At 43.0% G+C, this 16,188-nt stretch carries 17 protein-coding genes and 1 pseudogene; 7 read left to right on the top strand and 11 right to left on the bottom strand.

The window, feature by feature from the left end:
• Positions 1-4 precede the first annotated feature (4 nt).
• The 4 genes and pseudogenes from AC0VX7_RS10525 to AC0VX7_RS10510 all read right to left on the bottom strand — a co-directional run bounded on the left by AC0VX7_RS10525 (position 5) and on the right by AC0VX7_RS10510 (position 5,674).
• A complete protein-coding gene (locus AC0VX7_RS10525; protein WP_475427769.1) occupies positions 5-1,954 on the bottom strand; it encodes a TOMM precursor leader peptide-binding protein in 1,950 nt (649 codons plus the stop codon).
• Positions 1,951-3,861, bottom strand: a complete 1,911-nt coding sequence (locus AC0VX7_RS10520) for a putative thiazole-containing bacteriocin maturation protein (RefSeq protein ID WP_475427768.1) — start codon at positions 3,859-3,861, stop codon at positions 1,951-1,953. The genes AC0VX7_RS10525 and AC0VX7_RS10520 overlap by 4 nt, the downstream gene beginning before the upstream one ends.
• 186 nt (positions 3,862-4,047) lie before the next feature.
• A pseudogene (locus AC0VX7_RS10515) lies at positions 4,048-4,347 on the bottom strand (heterocycloanthracin/sonorensin family bacteriocin); the annotation flags it as partial.
• A gap of 310 nt (positions 4,348-4,657) precedes the next feature.
• The gene (locus AC0VX7_RS10510; RefSeq protein WP_475427767.1) at positions 4,658-5,674 is read right to left on the bottom strand and encodes an STAS domain-containing protein; all 1,017 of its coding nucleotides are present in this window, start codon (positions 5,672-5,674) and stop codon (positions 4,658-4,660) included.
• 191 nt (positions 5,675-5,865) lie between these two features.
• On the opposite strand from AC0VX7_RS10510, the gene AC0VX7_RS10505 reads away from it, so the two are divergent.
• The gene (locus AC0VX7_RS10505; RefSeq protein WP_475427766.1) at positions 5,866-6,030 is read left to right on the top strand and encodes a hypothetical protein; all 165 of its coding nucleotides are present in this window, start codon (positions 5,866-5,868) and stop codon (positions 6,028-6,030) included.
• 51 nt (positions 6,031-6,081) lie between these two features.
• On the opposite strand, the gene AC0VX7_RS10500 is transcribed toward AC0VX7_RS10505, so the two are convergent.
• Positions 6,082-6,288: a hypothetical protein gene (locus AC0VX7_RS10500; RefSeq protein WP_475427765.1), complete on the bottom strand. Its 207-nt coding sequence runs from the start codon at positions 6,286-6,288 to the stop codon at positions 6,082-6,084.
• A gap of 121 nt (positions 6,289-6,409) precedes the next feature.
• Entirely contained in the window at positions 6,410-7,324 is a 915-nt protein-coding gene (locus tag AC0VX7_RS10495) for an SDR family oxidoreductase (protein ID WP_475427764.1), read from the bottom strand.
• Positions 7,325-7,459: 135 nt separating this feature from the next.
• On the opposite strand from AC0VX7_RS10495, the gene AC0VX7_RS10490 reads away from it, so the two are divergent.
• The gene (locus AC0VX7_RS10490) at positions 7,460-7,633 is read left to right on the top strand and encodes a hypothetical protein (protein WP_475427763.1); all 174 of its coding nucleotides are present in this window, start codon (positions 7,460-7,462) and stop codon (positions 7,631-7,633) included.
• 72 nt (positions 7,634-7,705) lie between these two features.
• Here AC0VX7_RS10490 and AC0VX7_RS10485 read toward each other — a convergent pair whose 3' ends face one another.
• Positions 7,706-9,364 carry a catalase gene (locus AC0VX7_RS10485; RefSeq protein ID WP_475427762.1) on the bottom strand — a complete coding sequence of 553 codons (1,659 nt, stop codon included), beginning with the start codon at positions 9,362-9,364 and terminating at the stop codon, positions 7,706-7,708.
• Between the two features lie 633 nt (positions 9,365-9,997).
• Here AC0VX7_RS10485 and AC0VX7_RS10480 point away from each other — a divergent pair.
• Positions 9,998-10,228 (top strand): hypothetical protein, encoded by a 231-nt coding sequence (locus AC0VX7_RS10480; protein ID WP_475427761.1) that lies wholly within the window; start codon positions 9,998-10,000, stop codon positions 10,226-10,228.
• A 54-nt stretch (positions 10,229-10,282) separates the two neighbouring features.
• Here the strand turns inward: AC0VX7_RS10480 and lepB are convergent, their stop codons facing one another.
• The gene (gene lepB, locus AC0VX7_RS10475) at positions 10,283-10,828 is read right to left on the bottom strand and encodes a signal peptidase I (RefSeq protein ID WP_475427760.1); all 546 of its coding nucleotides are present in this window, start codon (positions 10,826-10,828) and stop codon (positions 10,283-10,285) included.
• Between the two features lie 196 nt (positions 10,829-11,024).
• Positions 11,025-11,258, bottom strand: a complete 234-nt coding sequence (locus tag AC0VX7_RS10470; protein ID WP_215030776.1) for a glutaredoxin family protein — start codon at positions 11,256-11,258, stop codon at positions 11,025-11,027.
• 192 nt (positions 11,259-11,450) lie between these two features.
• Here AC0VX7_RS10470 and AC0VX7_RS10465 point away from each other — a divergent pair, with 192 nt between their 5' ends.
• The gene (locus tag AC0VX7_RS10465) at positions 11,451-11,606 is read left to right on the top strand and encodes a hypothetical protein (RefSeq protein ID WP_475427759.1); all 156 of its coding nucleotides are present in this window, start codon (positions 11,451-11,453) and stop codon (positions 11,604-11,606) included.
• Positions 11,607-11,608: 2 nt separating this feature from the next.
• Here AC0VX7_RS10465 and AC0VX7_RS10460 read toward each other — a convergent pair whose 3' ends face one another.
• Positions 11,609-11,935 carry a YnfA family protein gene (locus tag AC0VX7_RS10460; protein ID WP_475428131.1) on the bottom strand — a complete coding sequence of 109 codons (327 nt, stop codon included), beginning with the start codon at positions 11,933-11,935 and terminating at the stop codon, positions 11,609-11,611.
• Between the two features lie 221 nt (positions 11,936-12,156).
• Between AC0VX7_RS10460 and AC0VX7_RS10455 the strand changes: the two genes are divergently transcribed.
• On the top strand, positions 12,157-12,903 hold the full coding sequence (locus AC0VX7_RS10455; protein ID WP_475427758.1) for an AAA family ATPase: 747 nt from the start codon (positions 12,157-12,159) through the stop codon (positions 12,901-12,903).
• Positions 12,904-12,924: 21 nt separating this feature from the next.
• On the opposite strand, the gene AC0VX7_RS10450 is transcribed toward AC0VX7_RS10455, so the two are convergent.
• On the bottom strand, positions 12,925-13,644 hold the full coding sequence (locus AC0VX7_RS10450) for a phosphatase PAP2 family protein (protein ID WP_475427757.1): 720 nt from the start codon (positions 13,642-13,644) through the stop codon (positions 12,925-12,927).
• Positions 13,645-13,991: 347 nt separating this feature from the next.
• On the opposite strand from AC0VX7_RS10450, the gene AC0VX7_RS10445 reads away from it, so the two are divergent.
• Both AC0VX7_RS10445 and AC0VX7_RS10440 read left to right on the top strand, forming a co-directional pair.
• Positions 13,992-14,843 carry a patatin-like phospholipase family protein gene (locus tag AC0VX7_RS10445; protein WP_475427756.1) on the top strand — a complete coding sequence of 284 codons (852 nt, stop codon included), beginning with the start codon at positions 13,992-13,994 and terminating at the stop codon, positions 14,841-14,843.
• A 280-nt stretch (positions 14,844-15,123) separates the two neighbouring features.
• Positions 15,124-16,146, top strand: a complete 1,023-nt coding sequence (locus AC0VX7_RS10440) for an NADP-dependent oxidoreductase (RefSeq protein WP_475427755.1) — start codon at positions 15,124-15,126, stop codon at positions 16,144-16,146.
• Positions 16,147-16,188 lie beyond the last annotated feature (42 nt).

Raw genomic sequence — 16,188 nt, 5'->3', positions numbered from 1 at the left:
CCTCCTATGGGAACGGATGCGGATAGTGATTGAGTTCTTCAAACGTCATTGGCTCTTTCACATAGCCTAGTTTCATCGGGACGTGGAGCACCCTGTCGAGCCCTTTCAGCCGGGTCAAGTGGTATCCGAATGTCATTGGCAGCATTCCTGGGATTAACACTTTTACACAATAAAGCCCATTTTTCCTCGTCTCCGGTGTCGTCTGGTCAACCACAATAACGTCGAGGTCCAATCGACGAAATTTCCGGAGAATATCCTTTAGATCATCTGTGAGGTCCTGGTGGTTCGATCTCCATTTGAATTCATCATTAAAACTATGCAACGTTCGATTATCATCGAGCAAAAAGCCAAAACGCTCCTCTGCCTGAGGCAACCCGTACAGCATCCCGTGGTCATCCATCTGCCTTACAAGTGAATGGACCTCGAGCATTTCTATATACTTCTCTTTATTCGTTTCAAACTTCTCATCAAGATTCAGCATCATGCCTGCGAGCTCCTGGATCGCACTTTTTGCAGCCTTTACCGGATCAAGGTGGGCACCTGCGGCACAAATGATATTCAATCCATGATCCTTCCTGTTTTTCGCCATCGCCCAAACGCTTGGAATCCCGTGCTCCATCGTAGCATTATACAAGTACAGATCATAACCGGCTACCGCGCGCATCCGCTGAACCATTAAATTCAATTCCTCATCGCCGGCTGATAGAGGATCAAGACGCGGCAAATTCAGCTGAGCATACCAGGTCATCAGGAAGGAATCGCGTTCAACCACTTCCATGATGCCGTAAAAGATGGCCTCCTCCCTGCTACCGCCAAGTGCGCAGCCATTGGAGGTTTCATAGACATAGCCAGCTGAACCACAGCCTAAACTATAATAAGAGAGAAGCTCTGGAACGAGAATCGGACGTTCTTCTATCAAAGAGTAACCCCATACCCAATCCATCGGCCGTTCGGGGTCAAATTTTTCAAATGGAAAACCAGGCTTTCCATACTCTTCATCAGCGTGTACCCCTACCTTCAGCGGGTTGAGCGCCTGCCCCTCCAGATTCCGATAACAGTCATGGATGACGGTTCGTTTTCCCCTGGGCTCCAGACCGCAATGCCGCTCAAGGCCTTCAAGAATTGCTGTCAATTCGCTTTCTGCGTAACAATGTGTTCGACCCGCAGTTCCCTCATTGCCTCCTGAGACCATTGGCAGATTGACACTTGCATCAGCGAATGGAGTAACAAGATCATACATTTTGTTATTGAAAAGCCCGGTCCGATTATCCAGATAGTCCTCAGCCAGCACCCTCTTTAACTCATCCAGCGGAGTGCAACGGAAGCTCCCGGCACTGATCTTCGGACTTGGCTGCAGAGAAATTTCAGCCAGGGGAGCTGAATCATCGGGAATATTACTACAAACCGGACATAAGGTATCGGGCAGGAAAGAATGCCATGAGCCATTAAGAGTTTTTAGGTCGGTTAAGAACATCCTTCCTTCTGTATATGCTTCCTTCCTTTCAAGAATCCTGTCTGTCTCTGCCACAATTATTTGAGCCATTTGTAAAATCCCTGGATCGGAAGCCCACGGGTCAGCCCCCATTCCTCCTTCCGCATATAGTTTTTGCTGGATCTCCTGCATTTCACTTCGTTCCTGCCCTCCCAGAAGTCGTCTTAGATCTGCACATTGTGAACATCCTGAAATATTAGGGCGGACCAGTGGGCCGATCACCCCCTCACCAAACGAAACATTGCCTCTCATCCAGGGAGTACCATTCATTTTCATGATTTCCTCAGCCATTTTGTGTGCAAGGGGGTTCCAGGAATCCTCCAATACCAGCATCAACTCGGCATTTTCAGGAATACCATATTCAAAATCAGTCCTTCTAAAAACCTGGTAGCGGGCTGATAACTCTTCACTTACCTGGTCTGCCAGCCTTCCTTCACCGATGATCACTACGAAGGAACTCATTGCAGTCCCTCCTCTCGCAGCAATACACCAAATACCCCTTCAAGTTCCTGGTTAAAAACCGGTTCAAGCTTTAATTCATATACGTATAACTGCTTTCCGTTCCTTTTTAGGACTTCCACTGCTTCCTTCATGGTTTCCGACTGTATTCTTTCTGCATAGGAAGGAATGATCAGTCTTTGCTGAACCTCTTCTTCAAGCTTAACTTCTGATTGATCCAGCACCATTGCGTAATCTTGTTCTGATTCGTTTTGATATTTGAACAACGCTCGCTGTAAAGCGCCTCTTAGCGCCAAGGTTAGGTTCAAATCCGTACTTCCATACCATCCGCTGCTGGTACCTACCCATATTGAAGGAAAGCCTGAGACTTCTTTTCCCAATCCAATGATTGGTGCGCCTTGCATCGTCGTTAGAGCTTCCAAGTAGAAGCGGCACCGTTCATCTTCCACTGCGTCAAGCTTAACCGGGCAAATATACTTCTCATGCTGTTGCCGTTGCTGGTCAAGCTGCTCAATCAAACATTTTTGCAGGCCTCGGCTGACAGCTTCCTGAAATGTCTCACCTGTTCCTACTCTTAGAAAGTCATCGTTTTGAAGCAAACTGGCCAATCGAGAAGCATAGGATTCAACACCAGTCAGCGCCGCTTCCCTCCGTGCCTCCTCATGTGTGAAACCAGAACAAATTTTCTCTCCTAACAATACAGCTGGACCGGCTGACAGCGGATCGACTGCCTGAACCCGACACTGAGCCAGCGGGAGCTGCTTTAGCTCGCCCTCCTCCCACTGGTGAAAAATCCCTGTTTCCTTCGATGTCAGCAAAATGAAGGCTTGCAGAAGTTTTTCCGGTTCTGTTCTGTTTAAGTCCTGTTCAAGCCGGCTTTCCAGATCTTCTATCCTTTTCGCTGCTGGCACTCCCGTCTCCAGGGGGTGAGGCAAAAAAGAATGCCAGCTCCCTTCAAGAGTCTCTAAATCCAGCAAATAGATCCGGTTTCGCTGTTTTTCCTTTGAGACGCCCGTTGCCTCTTTAAACAATTCAAATGCGACCATGTTGGCTAACAATGCACCAGTAGTGGCAGAAGCCGCAGGTACTTGCTGTTCTTTTTCCAAAACAGAGGAATGCAATCGCCGCCATGCAGACTCCCAGCAAATTTCAGAATCCGGTACAAATACTGGACCTGCTATCCCGGTCTGTTTTAGGAGTATAGCCGGAATAAATGCTTTCTTCTCCTGTCTGCATACAGCTTGAAGTACCCTTAGTTCTTCCAGGTGTCCTTTTTGTGATACATAAAGGACAGAGTCAAAAGGCTGTAGAACCCCCCTCCAGCCTTCATCCTTTAGTTCTATCACCTTCAATTCCACTTCAGGATCTGTTTTACGGGCATGGTTTACGATTTCAGTTAGCCTTTTTCTGCTGGTCGGAATATCGTCTGTTATCAGAACATTCAACTTGGGCAGACCGGATTGCAGCAATGACGAAACCAAGGAATTTAAAATAGGACCAGAGCCAGCTGCCAGCACGTTGGCATGACGGAAAGCCTGAAACCGCGAAGCACCGGAGCCAGCCAGATTGTCAACAAACTCTATTTGTGCGGCATATTTTTTAAGTACTTTTTCCGATAAATCGTGTGGACTGTCCTGGCTTATATCCCTGACAAACCCATTTCGATACAAAACTTCAGCAATTTCAAGTACACGGTCCCTATAAGGGCCAGGCAAGCCTTCCGTCAATTTCTCCAGCGAATGCTCACCGTTAAACATTGGCAGCAGCTTTTCAACCCATTTTTCAACCCCTGTTCCTTCGAGACGGAAAGACACTGAATTGTTCCTTAAATATACACCCCTGTTTGGTTCAGGGAGATAAAACGTATCCCTCTTCACCTTCAACCGCATAGAAGGGTTCACTTTTACCATTTCACTCCTCCTCAGGCGTAACTGCCCTTTACTCACCTTAATTGACTGTCACTATCATCGTATGTATCGCATTTTGTCCCGTATGTCTCATCTTATAAGAAGAAAACCCCTGCATGAACTTCTGCAGGGGCTTCACATATCAAAACTGAACATTCTTTATTCTTGACACACTCTCCAATGTCAACGGCCGCCGCAACGGCCGCCACCACCACATCGACCACCGCCACCGCATCGACCACCGCCGCCGCATCGACCGCAGCTGCTGCAACGACTGCATCTGCTGCAGCTATAGCAATTAAAGCAGCTGAAGCAGCTATAGCAACTAAAACAGCTAAAACAGCTAAAGCAACGCCCAAACCCACCAAGGCCAACGAAGATCCGTTCATCCCCAGTATTATAGTACTGGCTTTGATCCCAGCTCACCGGCTGTGTTGCCTGGAAATCACCAACGTTCAGCATTTGTAGTTCATTTTGAAAATCATTCATCATCTGTATAACCTCCTCCACAAATTAACAAGGGCCCAAAAACAGGATGTAAGAAAGAATCGAGATTTCTTTAAAGAATTGTATATAAGGCAAATACACTAATAAATAAGAATTCTCTCAAACAATTTATGTAAACCCGATGGGCATTGTCACTGATATAAGAGCCTATTTTAGGTGATGCTGAAACTAAATATTTCCTGAAAACAAAAAAGCTGCCAGGACGCTAGCAGCTTCAGGTATATCTCCACAGCAAAAAGAGGAGGGATTTTTTCTATTTGCACGTGATCGTCGTGCTTAACTTCTTGTTTGTTTATATAATCCTCCGCCCGCTTTTACCTAGGGCGTAGTATATACCATGCTGCAGGGTTTGCAGACATTCATATTTTTTCAGGCCTGTCAGTGTTTCGGTTATCACCATTGCCAGTTCAGCTGAAATCCCTACGAGGATCACCTCTACTCCGAGCAACCTGGCCGCGGAACCTAATTTATCGATTAACTCGGCCGTATAAGGGGAAATCTCCTTATTTAAGCCAGTAAGATCGAGCAAGACATATCTTGCTTGATATTTTGGCAGATTGTTCAGCGTATTCATTATCAAATCCTCGGCACGATCCTCATCGTATCTGCCGATCAACGGGACAACGACGATTCCATCAAGTACTGGAATGAGCGGAGATGATAATTCCTTCACTAATTCCTGGAGCATTTTGGTTTTTTCCGCTACCAGGCTTTCCAGCTGCTGAATTTGCTTGGCTTCTTGTCTCCTCGCCATTTGCCAAATGCTTTCCTGTACATTCATGTCAGATGGGAAGTATTCAACAATGGTATATGGGTTGGAGTCATTTTGGTACTCCACGATTTCATACCAGAAGTTCCTCCCAAACAAGCCAGTAAAAACACCTGCATAATGCGCGGGAACGAAAATCCCTTGTTTTTCTTGGGCTCCAAGTTTATTCATTTTATATTCCCAGTCATCTTTAATATATAAAGTAAAATTCTTCGTATCCACATCCATTTTTTCGACTCTCACATAACCCCATCCAGCTGGAACATATGTGTCCGAGAGCCAGGCCACCACATTGGATGTATTGATCTCCTTCATTTCCTTAAAGCCTTCACCGACGATTATCCCCTGGCGGAAACCAGTCGCCTCAAGTACGAGATTCGTTGCCTCTTCACCTGTAATTTCATTAATAGTATCGAAGAAGGTTTTCATGGCAGACACCCAGAAAAATACGACGTCCCCACCTTCAAACAACACCCGGCCAGTAGCCAAATCCCACTTCAATTCCACTCCGCCAACAACAAGATCCTTTTGCATCTCCATTTAATTCACCCACTAGTAATAGATTATGTAAAAAAGTAAATTGAGATTAATTATCAAAATTCGACCTTACACCTTTCAAATCCTGCCAAATTTGACAATTTTGTCAGAATGAATCTTCATCTTTCTATTCAGTTACTTGAGAAACTTAGCTTATTTAATTTATCGAATGGTAAATTATTGAGGTGATCATATTGAGGAGTAGTCAAAAAGAACGCTTGCTTGTCGGAAGTTCGATTCCTTCCGGAGTGATGAGCACTGTTATTTTAGTTCTGACCATCTACCATAATGCAAAAGTTCAGTATAAACTGGAAAACCAGGAAGGATTAGTGATTCTCTCGCTATCCTTCCTATTGTGAACACATGAATTCTCTCCTTTTAAAAGATTCTCGCAAAGGTACGCTGAGATTCTACCCGTAGAACCCCACAGCATTCAATACAAACACCCCAACCAATGTCACACAAGTACCAGTTAGAGCCGCGATTCCTGCGGTCCTTATTTTTTTCGATTCGAACCAAACAGTCACGGATACTATGATGGTAAAAATGAAACCGAAAAAAATAGCAGCTGCCGGATTCGTCGGACCTAGCCAGTCATACCAATTCAGAAAATCCAAATAACAACACTCCTTCCAATCTTTTACTTATATACGATTCTATCACTATTAGGTTTCATTTTTACACGAAGCTTTGAAAAAACGTATTTAATACAAAAAGCATAGGATTCAGTCCTATGCTTTACGATCCTGTCACCTGTCCTCCATTCACATGGAGCGTCTGTCCTGTTACGAAACGTGAATCGTCAGATGCCAGGTATACAAAGGTTGGCGCGATTTCGAATGGCTGGCCTTGACGTTCCATCGGGTTGCCGGCTAACGCAACCTGGTCAGCAGAAAAGCTCGAAGGAATAAGTGGAGTCCAGAATCGGCCTGGAGCAACAGCATTCACGCGAATCCCCTTGTCAACGAGATTATTGGCCAGTGCCCTAGTAAAACCGACATTCGCCGCTTTTGTTGCGGTGTAATCAATGAGTTGGTCGTGGCCATAATAGGCAACGACCGAAGCGGTGTTGATGATGGAGCTCCCTGCTTTTAAATGTGGCAACGCTGCCCGAGTCGTGTAAAAATGCGAGTAGATATTGACCTTGAAGGTATCATCGAACTGTTCATCGGTTATATCCAAAAGACTCATCTGCTGAAATTGGATGCCAACGTGGTTGCAAAGAATATCCAGCTGATTGAACGTCTCAACTGTTTTTTCAACAATCTCAATACATTGCTGCTTATTCCGTAAATCCCCCGGCAAAAGCAAACAGCGTTGTCCGATTTCTTCTACTCTTGTCTTCGTCCGGTTGGCATCCTCATGTTCATCAAGGTAGGCAATAGCCACATCTGCTCCTTCTTTCGCAAAAGCAATCGCTACTGCTGCACCCATGCCGCTGTCACCACCAGTAATGAGTGCTACCTTTCCTTTTAATTTGCCGCTCCCTTTGTAATGGGGATTTTCAACAATCGGCCGGGGAATCATCTGGCCCTCCACACCTGGTTGCCGAAGCTGTCTTTGCTCCGGAACAGTAAGAGCAACTTCCTCATACTTTGTGATCTTGCCGTAATTCGGGTGCATCGGATATGCTCGCTTCTCATTGTCAGTCATCTCAAAACCTCCTGAGACTTTACATTCTCAATCAGGGTATGTTAGGCAGAAGCCTATCGTGCCTGGCAATGAAAGGTGTCAAACTTGCTGCGGCTGAATAATGTGAAGTGAAGCTGTAGCGAGGAGGAGAATGATTTGCAGAACTTACAATACAGTCCGGAGGTAAAACTGTTATTAGTCAATCAGTCCAATGAGAAGGTGAAAGTTCTTTATAATGACATTAGCGTAAGGTTCGAAATGCCAAAAATCGGACCGCGACCGCCTTATTATGCTTATCCGCGATATGAGCAGTATTACCCGATTATTTAATGAGAATGACCTCCTTTAGTGAATAAAATGAAAAGCTGCACAGAGACAAAACTCTATGCAGCCTTTTTTATATTAATAAGGACCTGTTTCGTGGCTTTTCTTCACCGCATCTTTTGTCGCTTCATTTGCAGCTAATGAGCCTTGTCCACCCTGCCCATATTTGGAGTTACCTGATTCACGGCCAGGAACTTTGTCTTCCTTCGCCATGTTTTCTAGTTCTTTCACTCGCTTTTCGATCCCTTCCTTCACGCGACGGCCATAGTCTTCATCCGCTGGTGTGAAGTGCTCGATCATCGCGTCCTGAATCTTTTTGTTGCATGCTGCGAGTGCCTCAGAGAGATTTTTAATCAACTCATCACGCTCCCAGTCATCAAGGCTGCGATATGTGTGACCAGCCTGACCATAGTTATTAGGACGGTCAATTGGCTCACTTACTACCGCTGCATTGTAAGATGGCTGATGTGGCGGATGGCCTTCATTACCCGTTTCCTCGAATCCTCCTAGCATCGATGGCTCATAATTGATATGTGGGTTGTCCCCAGACTCTTTCGGGTCACGGACATCCATTTGTCCGCGATGCTGGTTCGTGCGAATAGGTGCTTTTGGTGCATTCACCGGCAACTTCAGATAATTGGCACCGATTCGGTAGCGCTGTGTATCAGAGTATGAAAATGTACGGCCCTGAAGCATTTTATCATCCGAGAAATCCATTCCATCAACTAACACTCCGGTACCGAAAGCAGCTTGCTCAATTTCAGAATGGAAATCAACTGGATTGCGGTCCAACACCATACGCCCTACAGGCAGCCATGGGAACTGATCCTCTGGCCATAGTTTCGTATCATCGAGCGGATCAAAATCTAGTTCCGGATGATAGTCATCCTCCATAATCTGGACAAAGAGTTCCCATTCCGGATAGTCTCCACGCTCAATCGCTTCATATAGATCCTGGGTTGCATGCCCGACATTTTTCGCCTGAATCTCATTGGCTTCTTCTTGTGTCAGGTTGCGAATTCCCTGTTTCGGCTCCCAGTGGTACTTAACAAGCACAGCCTCGCCTTTCTCATTTACCCATTTATAAGTATTAACACCAGAACCCTGCATATGGCGGTATGTAGCTGGAATACCCCATGGCGAGAATAGGAAAGTAATCATATGTGTTGCTTCAGGTGTTCTTGAAACAAAATCAAACATGCGCTCTGGATTTGGCACATTTGAAGTCGGATCTGCTTTAAACGCATGAATCATATCAGGAAACTTCATTGCATCGCGGATAAAGAAAATCTTCAGGTTATTCCCGACTAAATCCCAGTTTCCATCCTCCGTATACATTTTAACCGCAAAACCGCGTGGATCCCTTGCCGTTTCCGGAGAATCCTTTGCCCCGGCAACTGTAGAGAAACGGACCATTAGAGGTGTTCTCTTTCCCGCACCTAAAAAAACTTTCGCACGAGTATACTTCTCAACTGGTTCATCGCCCACTTTTCCGTATGTTTCAAAATAACCAAACGCTCCAGATCCACGTGCGTGTACCACACGTTCAGGCACTTCTTCACGATCAAAATGAGAAATCTTTTCGATGAAATGGTAATTTTCAAGAGTGGCCGGACCACGATTGCCAACAGTACGGATGTTTTGGTTATCTCTAACAGGATGCCCCTGGCGTGTCGTCAGCTTCTCACGCTTCATGTCATCTCCGTTTGGAGTGTTTTTATCCTTATTCTCAGCCAAAATGAATAACCTCCTTTAATTCGTCATCCTTATACTATCTCGGATTGGGAAATTTATACAGGCCGCATGTTTCCTTATAAAAACTTTCAATTTATATAAATTTAATAAATTGACAGGTTTAGTTTTTAGATTTTTATATAGAACGGCTTTAGTATGTACTATTGTAGACGGATTCCGACGTTTAAGAATTTCCAGCATCAATCATCCCTCCACTGATAAATTTTAATTAATAGTTCCCCGGAATAAATGATATGGAACTTTGGAAACTATGACTTCACAAGCATCATGGCCAATAGATGACGGACACTTTCTTCTTTCTACGGTCAATTTCTGTCCGTCATGCACCCTATGACGGACACTTTTCTCCATATTCAGATGATTTTTGTCCTTCATGACCATGATGACGGACACTTTTCTTCTCTTTACGGTAAATTTCTGTCCGTCATGCACCCTATGACGGACGCAATCTACCTTTTCCCCATCGTTTTCCGACCATCATGGATTGGTTTTCTGTCCATCATATGCCTATAAGTCGGCATCTAATGAGGCTATAGGAAAGGTAATAAATTCGACTTTAAAAAACGCATGAAACCAATCCAACCCTTAAACCGTATTAAATCTGGAGGTGATCAAATGACATTTAAAAGCTTGATTGTTACTCTTGGTACTTTCATTCTTACTACGGGAATTCTCTACCTGATTGGACATTCTTTTTCGATAACCTGGTTAATGTTTCAATACGAGTTCTCTTCTGATTCAGATGGTTTCTTCATTTCAGGGGGTTCATTGCTTCCCTTGATTATTGGTCTGATTGCCAGTTTTCTCGCTGAAAAGATTTATGTTCATAGGCATCGGCAAGGATAGGACATAAAAAAACGCGTTGCCCCGAAGGACCAACGCGTTTAACTGTGCAATAAATTATTGACCTATAATCTTCAACTCTTTTAATGGATAAAATACAACCTTTGTTGTCCCAATGATACTGTCAATCGGAACAGCACCAATATGGCGGCTATCCTTACTATTCCTTCGGTTATCCCCCAGCACAAAAACATGGCCTTCTGGAACAACATCACTGCCAACAGGCGTCTCATCTAACGTAAAAGAGCCAGTCAGCAGCCCATTCGTGATGAGCTTTTTGCTTTTATCCAAATATGGTTCTTCATAAGGCTTCCCATTTATATAGAGGACATCGTCTTTGTATTCTACCCGGTCACCCGGAAGTCCAATTACACGTTTGATATAATCCTTGTCCTCGGTTGCATGGAAAACGACGATATCAAACCGTTTCGGCTCGCCGATTTTTGTAACGAACATCCTCTCCTGACTATGCAAAGTTGGCTCCATGGAAGCACCTTTTACCTCAATAGGAGTCATTAAAAACGATCGAACAACAAAAGCTATTACTATGGCGATAAGAAATGCCTTTGCCCATTCCCAAATTTCATTTCGCTCTTTTACCATATGGCACAACCTTTCCAAACTATTCTATTGGATTCTATTTCCACATAGAACATTGGAAATCCTTCTTCATGAAAAAAAAGCGCAAGCGACTCGAGGGGGTAGGCGCTGGAGCTGGATTCTGAATACGACATGTAGTTATTCATAACTAAGTAATTTAACTAAACAAAAAAGAGGCAAAAGCCTCTTTTGGTAACGATTATTTATTTACATACTGCATTAGCGTGTCCGGGTCAAAACCGAGAACCCAGTTGCCATTAACCTTCGTTTGTGGCACACCCATCTGGCCAGTTTCTTCAACCAGTTTTTGCGCAGCAGCTTGATCGTATTGTACATTAACTTCTTTGTAGTTTAATCCTTGACCCTCAAGGAATTGTTTCATCATTGTGCAGTAAGGTCAAGTGTTCGTTGTGTAAACAGTAATATCATTCATTCTAAAAACCTCCTTAATTTTTCTATACCCTATAATGTATTATCCCAGTTATGCTAAATTTATGCAAAAAATAAGTACCAGGATACCTTTGTTTTTCCCTATTTTGCTGAAAAAAAACAGGATAGGAGGTATTCTTATAGTGGGTGGGTACCTAACTTAGAAGTAATGTTATTTCAAGCGGAGGCAAGATTAATGGAACTTTTCATCATACCAGTTGCTATCGCATTTATTGCCATGCTCATACATACTGTTCATGATGTTTCAAAAGTTCGAACAGAACTTGAACTTGTTAAAAAACAAAATGAAGAAATTATTGTGTTATTGAAATCTCACACAAAAAGTATGTAGGTTTACTGTCGTGGAGCAAAAAGCATAACCGAAACGCCGATCATACAAATACCGGCTCCAATCCAGTCGTAAAAATCAGGAGTTTTCTTATCAACTCCCCAACCCCATAGAACAGACAAAACAATGAACACACCTCCGTAAGCGGCGTAAACTCTTCCGAATGATGGGAAGGATTGAAACGTAGCAATGACGCCATAAATAGCGAGTGCCAGTCCTCCTCCTATCCCCCAGTAAATCGGTTTTCCTTCCCTTAGCCACAGCCAAACCAAATATCCTCCGCCAATTTCGGCTATTCCAGCAACAATGAACAAAAAAATTGCACTAAAAATGAAAATCACTTCCTAGGTAGATATTTATCTGCATTATAGCGTAATTTTATATGGTGCTTATAACCTTGCTTCACTTTTTATAGCGATTTTTTATTTTTAATAGCGAAAAATTTTATTTTATAGCGATTTTTTCATTTTTATAGCGAATTGGAAATTCTGCTTGTTTTTTTCCAGTTTCAATTTGTTAAAATAAAAATACCATTAGTCAGGGAGTTGGTATTATGCTGAATTGGCAATATGTCAGAAGCATCAGTCTCAAGAGCGAGGAAGTGCCATCATTTCGAGAATATCCGTTTAATCTTCCTAGTTTTAAAGCATTAGATGAATTGACTCTCCATCCAAAGGTGACATTTCTAATTGGTGAAAACGGGATGGGCAAATCGACTTTACTAGAGGCGATTGCTGTTGGTTTGGGGTTCAATCCTGAAGGCGGTTCATATAATTTCAATTTTTCAACCTATGACTCCCATTCGGATTTAGGGAATTATTTACGGATAGTAAAAGGGATTGAAAAACCACGGGATGGATTCTTCTTGCGTGCTGAAAGCTTTTATAATGTCGCTTCCAATATTGAAGAACTCGACCGGGAGGGTCCCGGTCCGAAGATTATTGATTCTTTTGGCGGTGAGTCATTACACGAACAATCCCATGGCGAAGCATTTTTCTCAACTTTTCTTCACCGGTTTCGCGGCAATGGCCTATATATTTTGGATGAACCCGAGGCGGCACTTTCGCCATTGCGGCAAATGTCGATGCTGACACGGATCCATGATCTCGTGAATGATAACTCCCAGCTGATCATCGCCACGCACTCGCCAATCATCATGGCCTATCCAGATGCAGCGATCTATGAATTCAGTGAAGAAGGCATTTTCAAAAGAAAGCTGGAAGAAACGAATCATTATCGAATCATGAAACAGTTTTTCGAGAATACTCCAAGGATGATTCACCATCTATTAACTGAATAAACTTTAAAAAATGGCTTTTCCTTATTGGTTCTTGATCATTTGCTTAAACACCCTGATTACTTTTATGAAATTTGCGCTCTGCCATTTAATCCATTCCAGGGCAAGTATGGTAATCAAAAGCCAGATTGCACCGGCTAAATGGCCCGCCAGAACATCACTTGGATAGTGGGCTCCAAGATAGATTCGTGTAAATCCGATCCAGACAACCAGAAAGCCTGCAACAAAAATTGCAATCCATTTAGTCAAAGGCTTTCTTGCAAAGCGGACGATCAAATAGGCAATAAAACCGTAAAAAATCAACGAACCCATTGAATGTCCACTTGGAAAGCTGTAGCCAATTGCATCGATATCAGGATTAATAGAAGGACGCCCTCTTCCGTAAAGATGTTTCAACAATTTGGTCAGCGCACCTCCGCCACCGATAGCGATCAATAAAAACAGAATGCCTAATTTATCCTTCGCTTTTACCCATAATGCAATTATCGCAGCAAGTGTGCATAACGACAAAAACCAAACAGAACCTAGCTCTGTAACAAACATCATGATCTGGTCCAAAGTACCGTTTTCGATTAAGTTAATCCTTTGAATGACCGCCTCATCAATCTCATCGATTTCTTTTTCCAGCATATCCTCAGCTAACTCTGAGAATATGACGAGAAAAAGAACCGACATTGCAGCTCCAGCGATCATCAGCAAAAACGGCAACCCTGCCTGCTTTAACTCTTCCTTATTTAATTCCAAATCACCTACCTCCCTCTTTCAACATTAAAAAAGCCATTATGTAAATCCCTAAATTCATAAGATTTTCTGATCCATTAACCTCTCTTCTTTCCAAATTATATTGAACTTTTACCCGACAAAAATATGAGTAAACGGTACTTTCATCGTTATTGCTTCTAATACGACAACGGGGGATTTATTTTACTAATAAAATTTCGTCGAACCTTTTATCTTTGTCCATGAGGGTGCCATCCCCAAAATTACTTTTTCACAATCATAACTTGTAAAAATTTGCATACTCTGTGATAGACTATTTTTATAGAAAACAACATGAGACTGATAGAAATAGATTTTAAGGGGGAGTAGTAGTGTATAACAGTGGCTTAATCCTTGAAGGCGGAGGTATGAGAGGTGTCTACACTGCCGGGGTGCTGGAGCACTTTTTAGATAATGAGTTATTTTTCCCGTATGTCATTGGCGTTTCTGCAGGTGCATGCCAGGGCTCTTCCTATATTGCCAGGCAGCCCGGGCGAAACAAGCAGGTCACGATTGACTATGTAAGACACCAAGATTATATTTCTTATAAAAATTTACTATTAAAAAAGGAATTATTCGGGATGGATTTCATTTTTGATAAACTCCCTAATGAGCTTGTTCCATTTGATTTTGAAACTTTTAACAGAGCTGCTGAAAAGTTTCTTGTTGGAACGACCGATTGTATCACCGGCGAACCGGTATTTTTTGATAAAAATGATGTGCCCGAGGATTTTCTTAAAATCATCAGAGCATCCAGTACGCTGCCGTTCATGGCACCAGCCATCGAATTCCAGGGCAGGACGCTTATGGATGGCGGAATTGCGGATCCCATTCCAATAAGGAAAGCAATGGCTGATGGTGTAGTAAAAAACGTCATCGTTTTAACGAAACCAAAAGGATATCGCAAGAAGAAATCTTCCCTTTCCTGGCTGCCACGATATGTGTATAAGGAATACAAAGGGCTGCACACTGCGCTCGAAACACGGTACAAGCTGTATAACGAAACTCTTGACTATATTGAAGAACTCGAAGCAAAAAAGAAAGTCTTCGTCATTAGACCTTCAAAGGATCTCAAGGTAGGAAGAGTTGAGCGCAATCCCGATAAACTGACTCAATTGTATGAAGTTGGATTTGAAGATGCAAAGGAAAGTTTCGGTGAATTGAAAGACTGGCTGGGAGAGTAAAAATGCTATTAAATGATGCACTTGAAGTTTTATCAAATAGCCTTAAACAAGACAAAAGAGTTCAAGCTATTTTTGTAAAAGAATCTTTGGGGGCGTGACACCGCTGGTTTCTTTTTCAATACAAAAAATCTGCAGCAAGTAATGATTTTTACATCAATTAACTCTTTTCTATCCTCGATGGATGGTTGGTCTATCTAAAGGAAAACCACCTTAACGGACCATATGAATTTGAATGGACTCTGCTTTCCTGTATATTAAGGCTAGAAAACAATTAGGAAGGATGATTACTATTTCTATTCAAAAGCAAATACAGCTTAAAAAGAGACCAACTGGAGTTCCTACTTCTGAACATTTTGAATTTGTGGAAGTTCCTGTAGAATCACCTGCAAAGGGAGAAATACTTTTGCAGACTATTTATATTTCGGTTGACCCTTATTTACGAGGGCGCATGAATGACACCAAATCCTATATTCCACCGTTCAAATTGAACGAGGCGATTTCAAGTGGCGTAATTGGAAAAGTAGTTGAGTCAAAGTCAGACCTTTTTGAAGTTGGCGATTTCGTAATCGGTTCATTAGGCTGGCAGGAATTCTCCGTCGCCAAAGAAAATACTATACGTAAAATTGACCCCAATCTGGCACCAGCATCAGCCTATTTGAGTGTATTGGGCATGACCGGTCTTACGGCGTACTTTGGCTTACTGGATATCGGCAAGCCGAAAGCAGGAGAAACCGTTGTTGTATCCGGTGCCGCAGGAGCTGTCGGTTCCATTGTGGGTCAAATCGCAAAAATCAAAGGTTCAAGGGTCGTTGGTATTGCTGGTTCCGATGAGAAGGTTCGTTATCTTCTGGATGACCTTGGATTTGATGCAGCAATAAACTACAATTCACAGGATGTAGGCTCCGCTTTAAAAGATGCATGTCCTGATGGGATCGATGTCTATTTTGAAAACGTAGGCGGAGAGATTTCAGATACAATTTTCCCGCTCTTGAACAACTTCGCAAGAATTCCTGTCTGCGGAGCGATCTCAGCTTATAACAAGTCTGAGCCAGATGTAGGGCCCCGGGTGCAAGGGTACTTAATCAAGACAAGTTCGTTGATGCAAGGTTTCACTGTCGGCAATTACTCCTCCCGTTTTGGCGAGGGAGCGAAAGAATTGGCCGGCTGGCTTTTAGAAGGGAAATTGAAGTATGAAGAAACGGTTACGGAAGGCTTTGAAAATACAATAGATGCATTTTTGGATTTGTTCAAAGGCGCGAATCTGGGAAAAGCTATCGTGAAAGTTGCAGATTCTGACAAATAACTAGAAATGCGCATTTCATTTTAATTCTCTGTAAAAAAAGTA

This window comes from Mesobacillus sp. QJM3NY_10 (assembly GCF_056173465.1).
The sequence above is the reverse complement of the archived record's forward strand: the minus strand, read 5'-3'. Positions and strand labels throughout refer to the sequence as shown.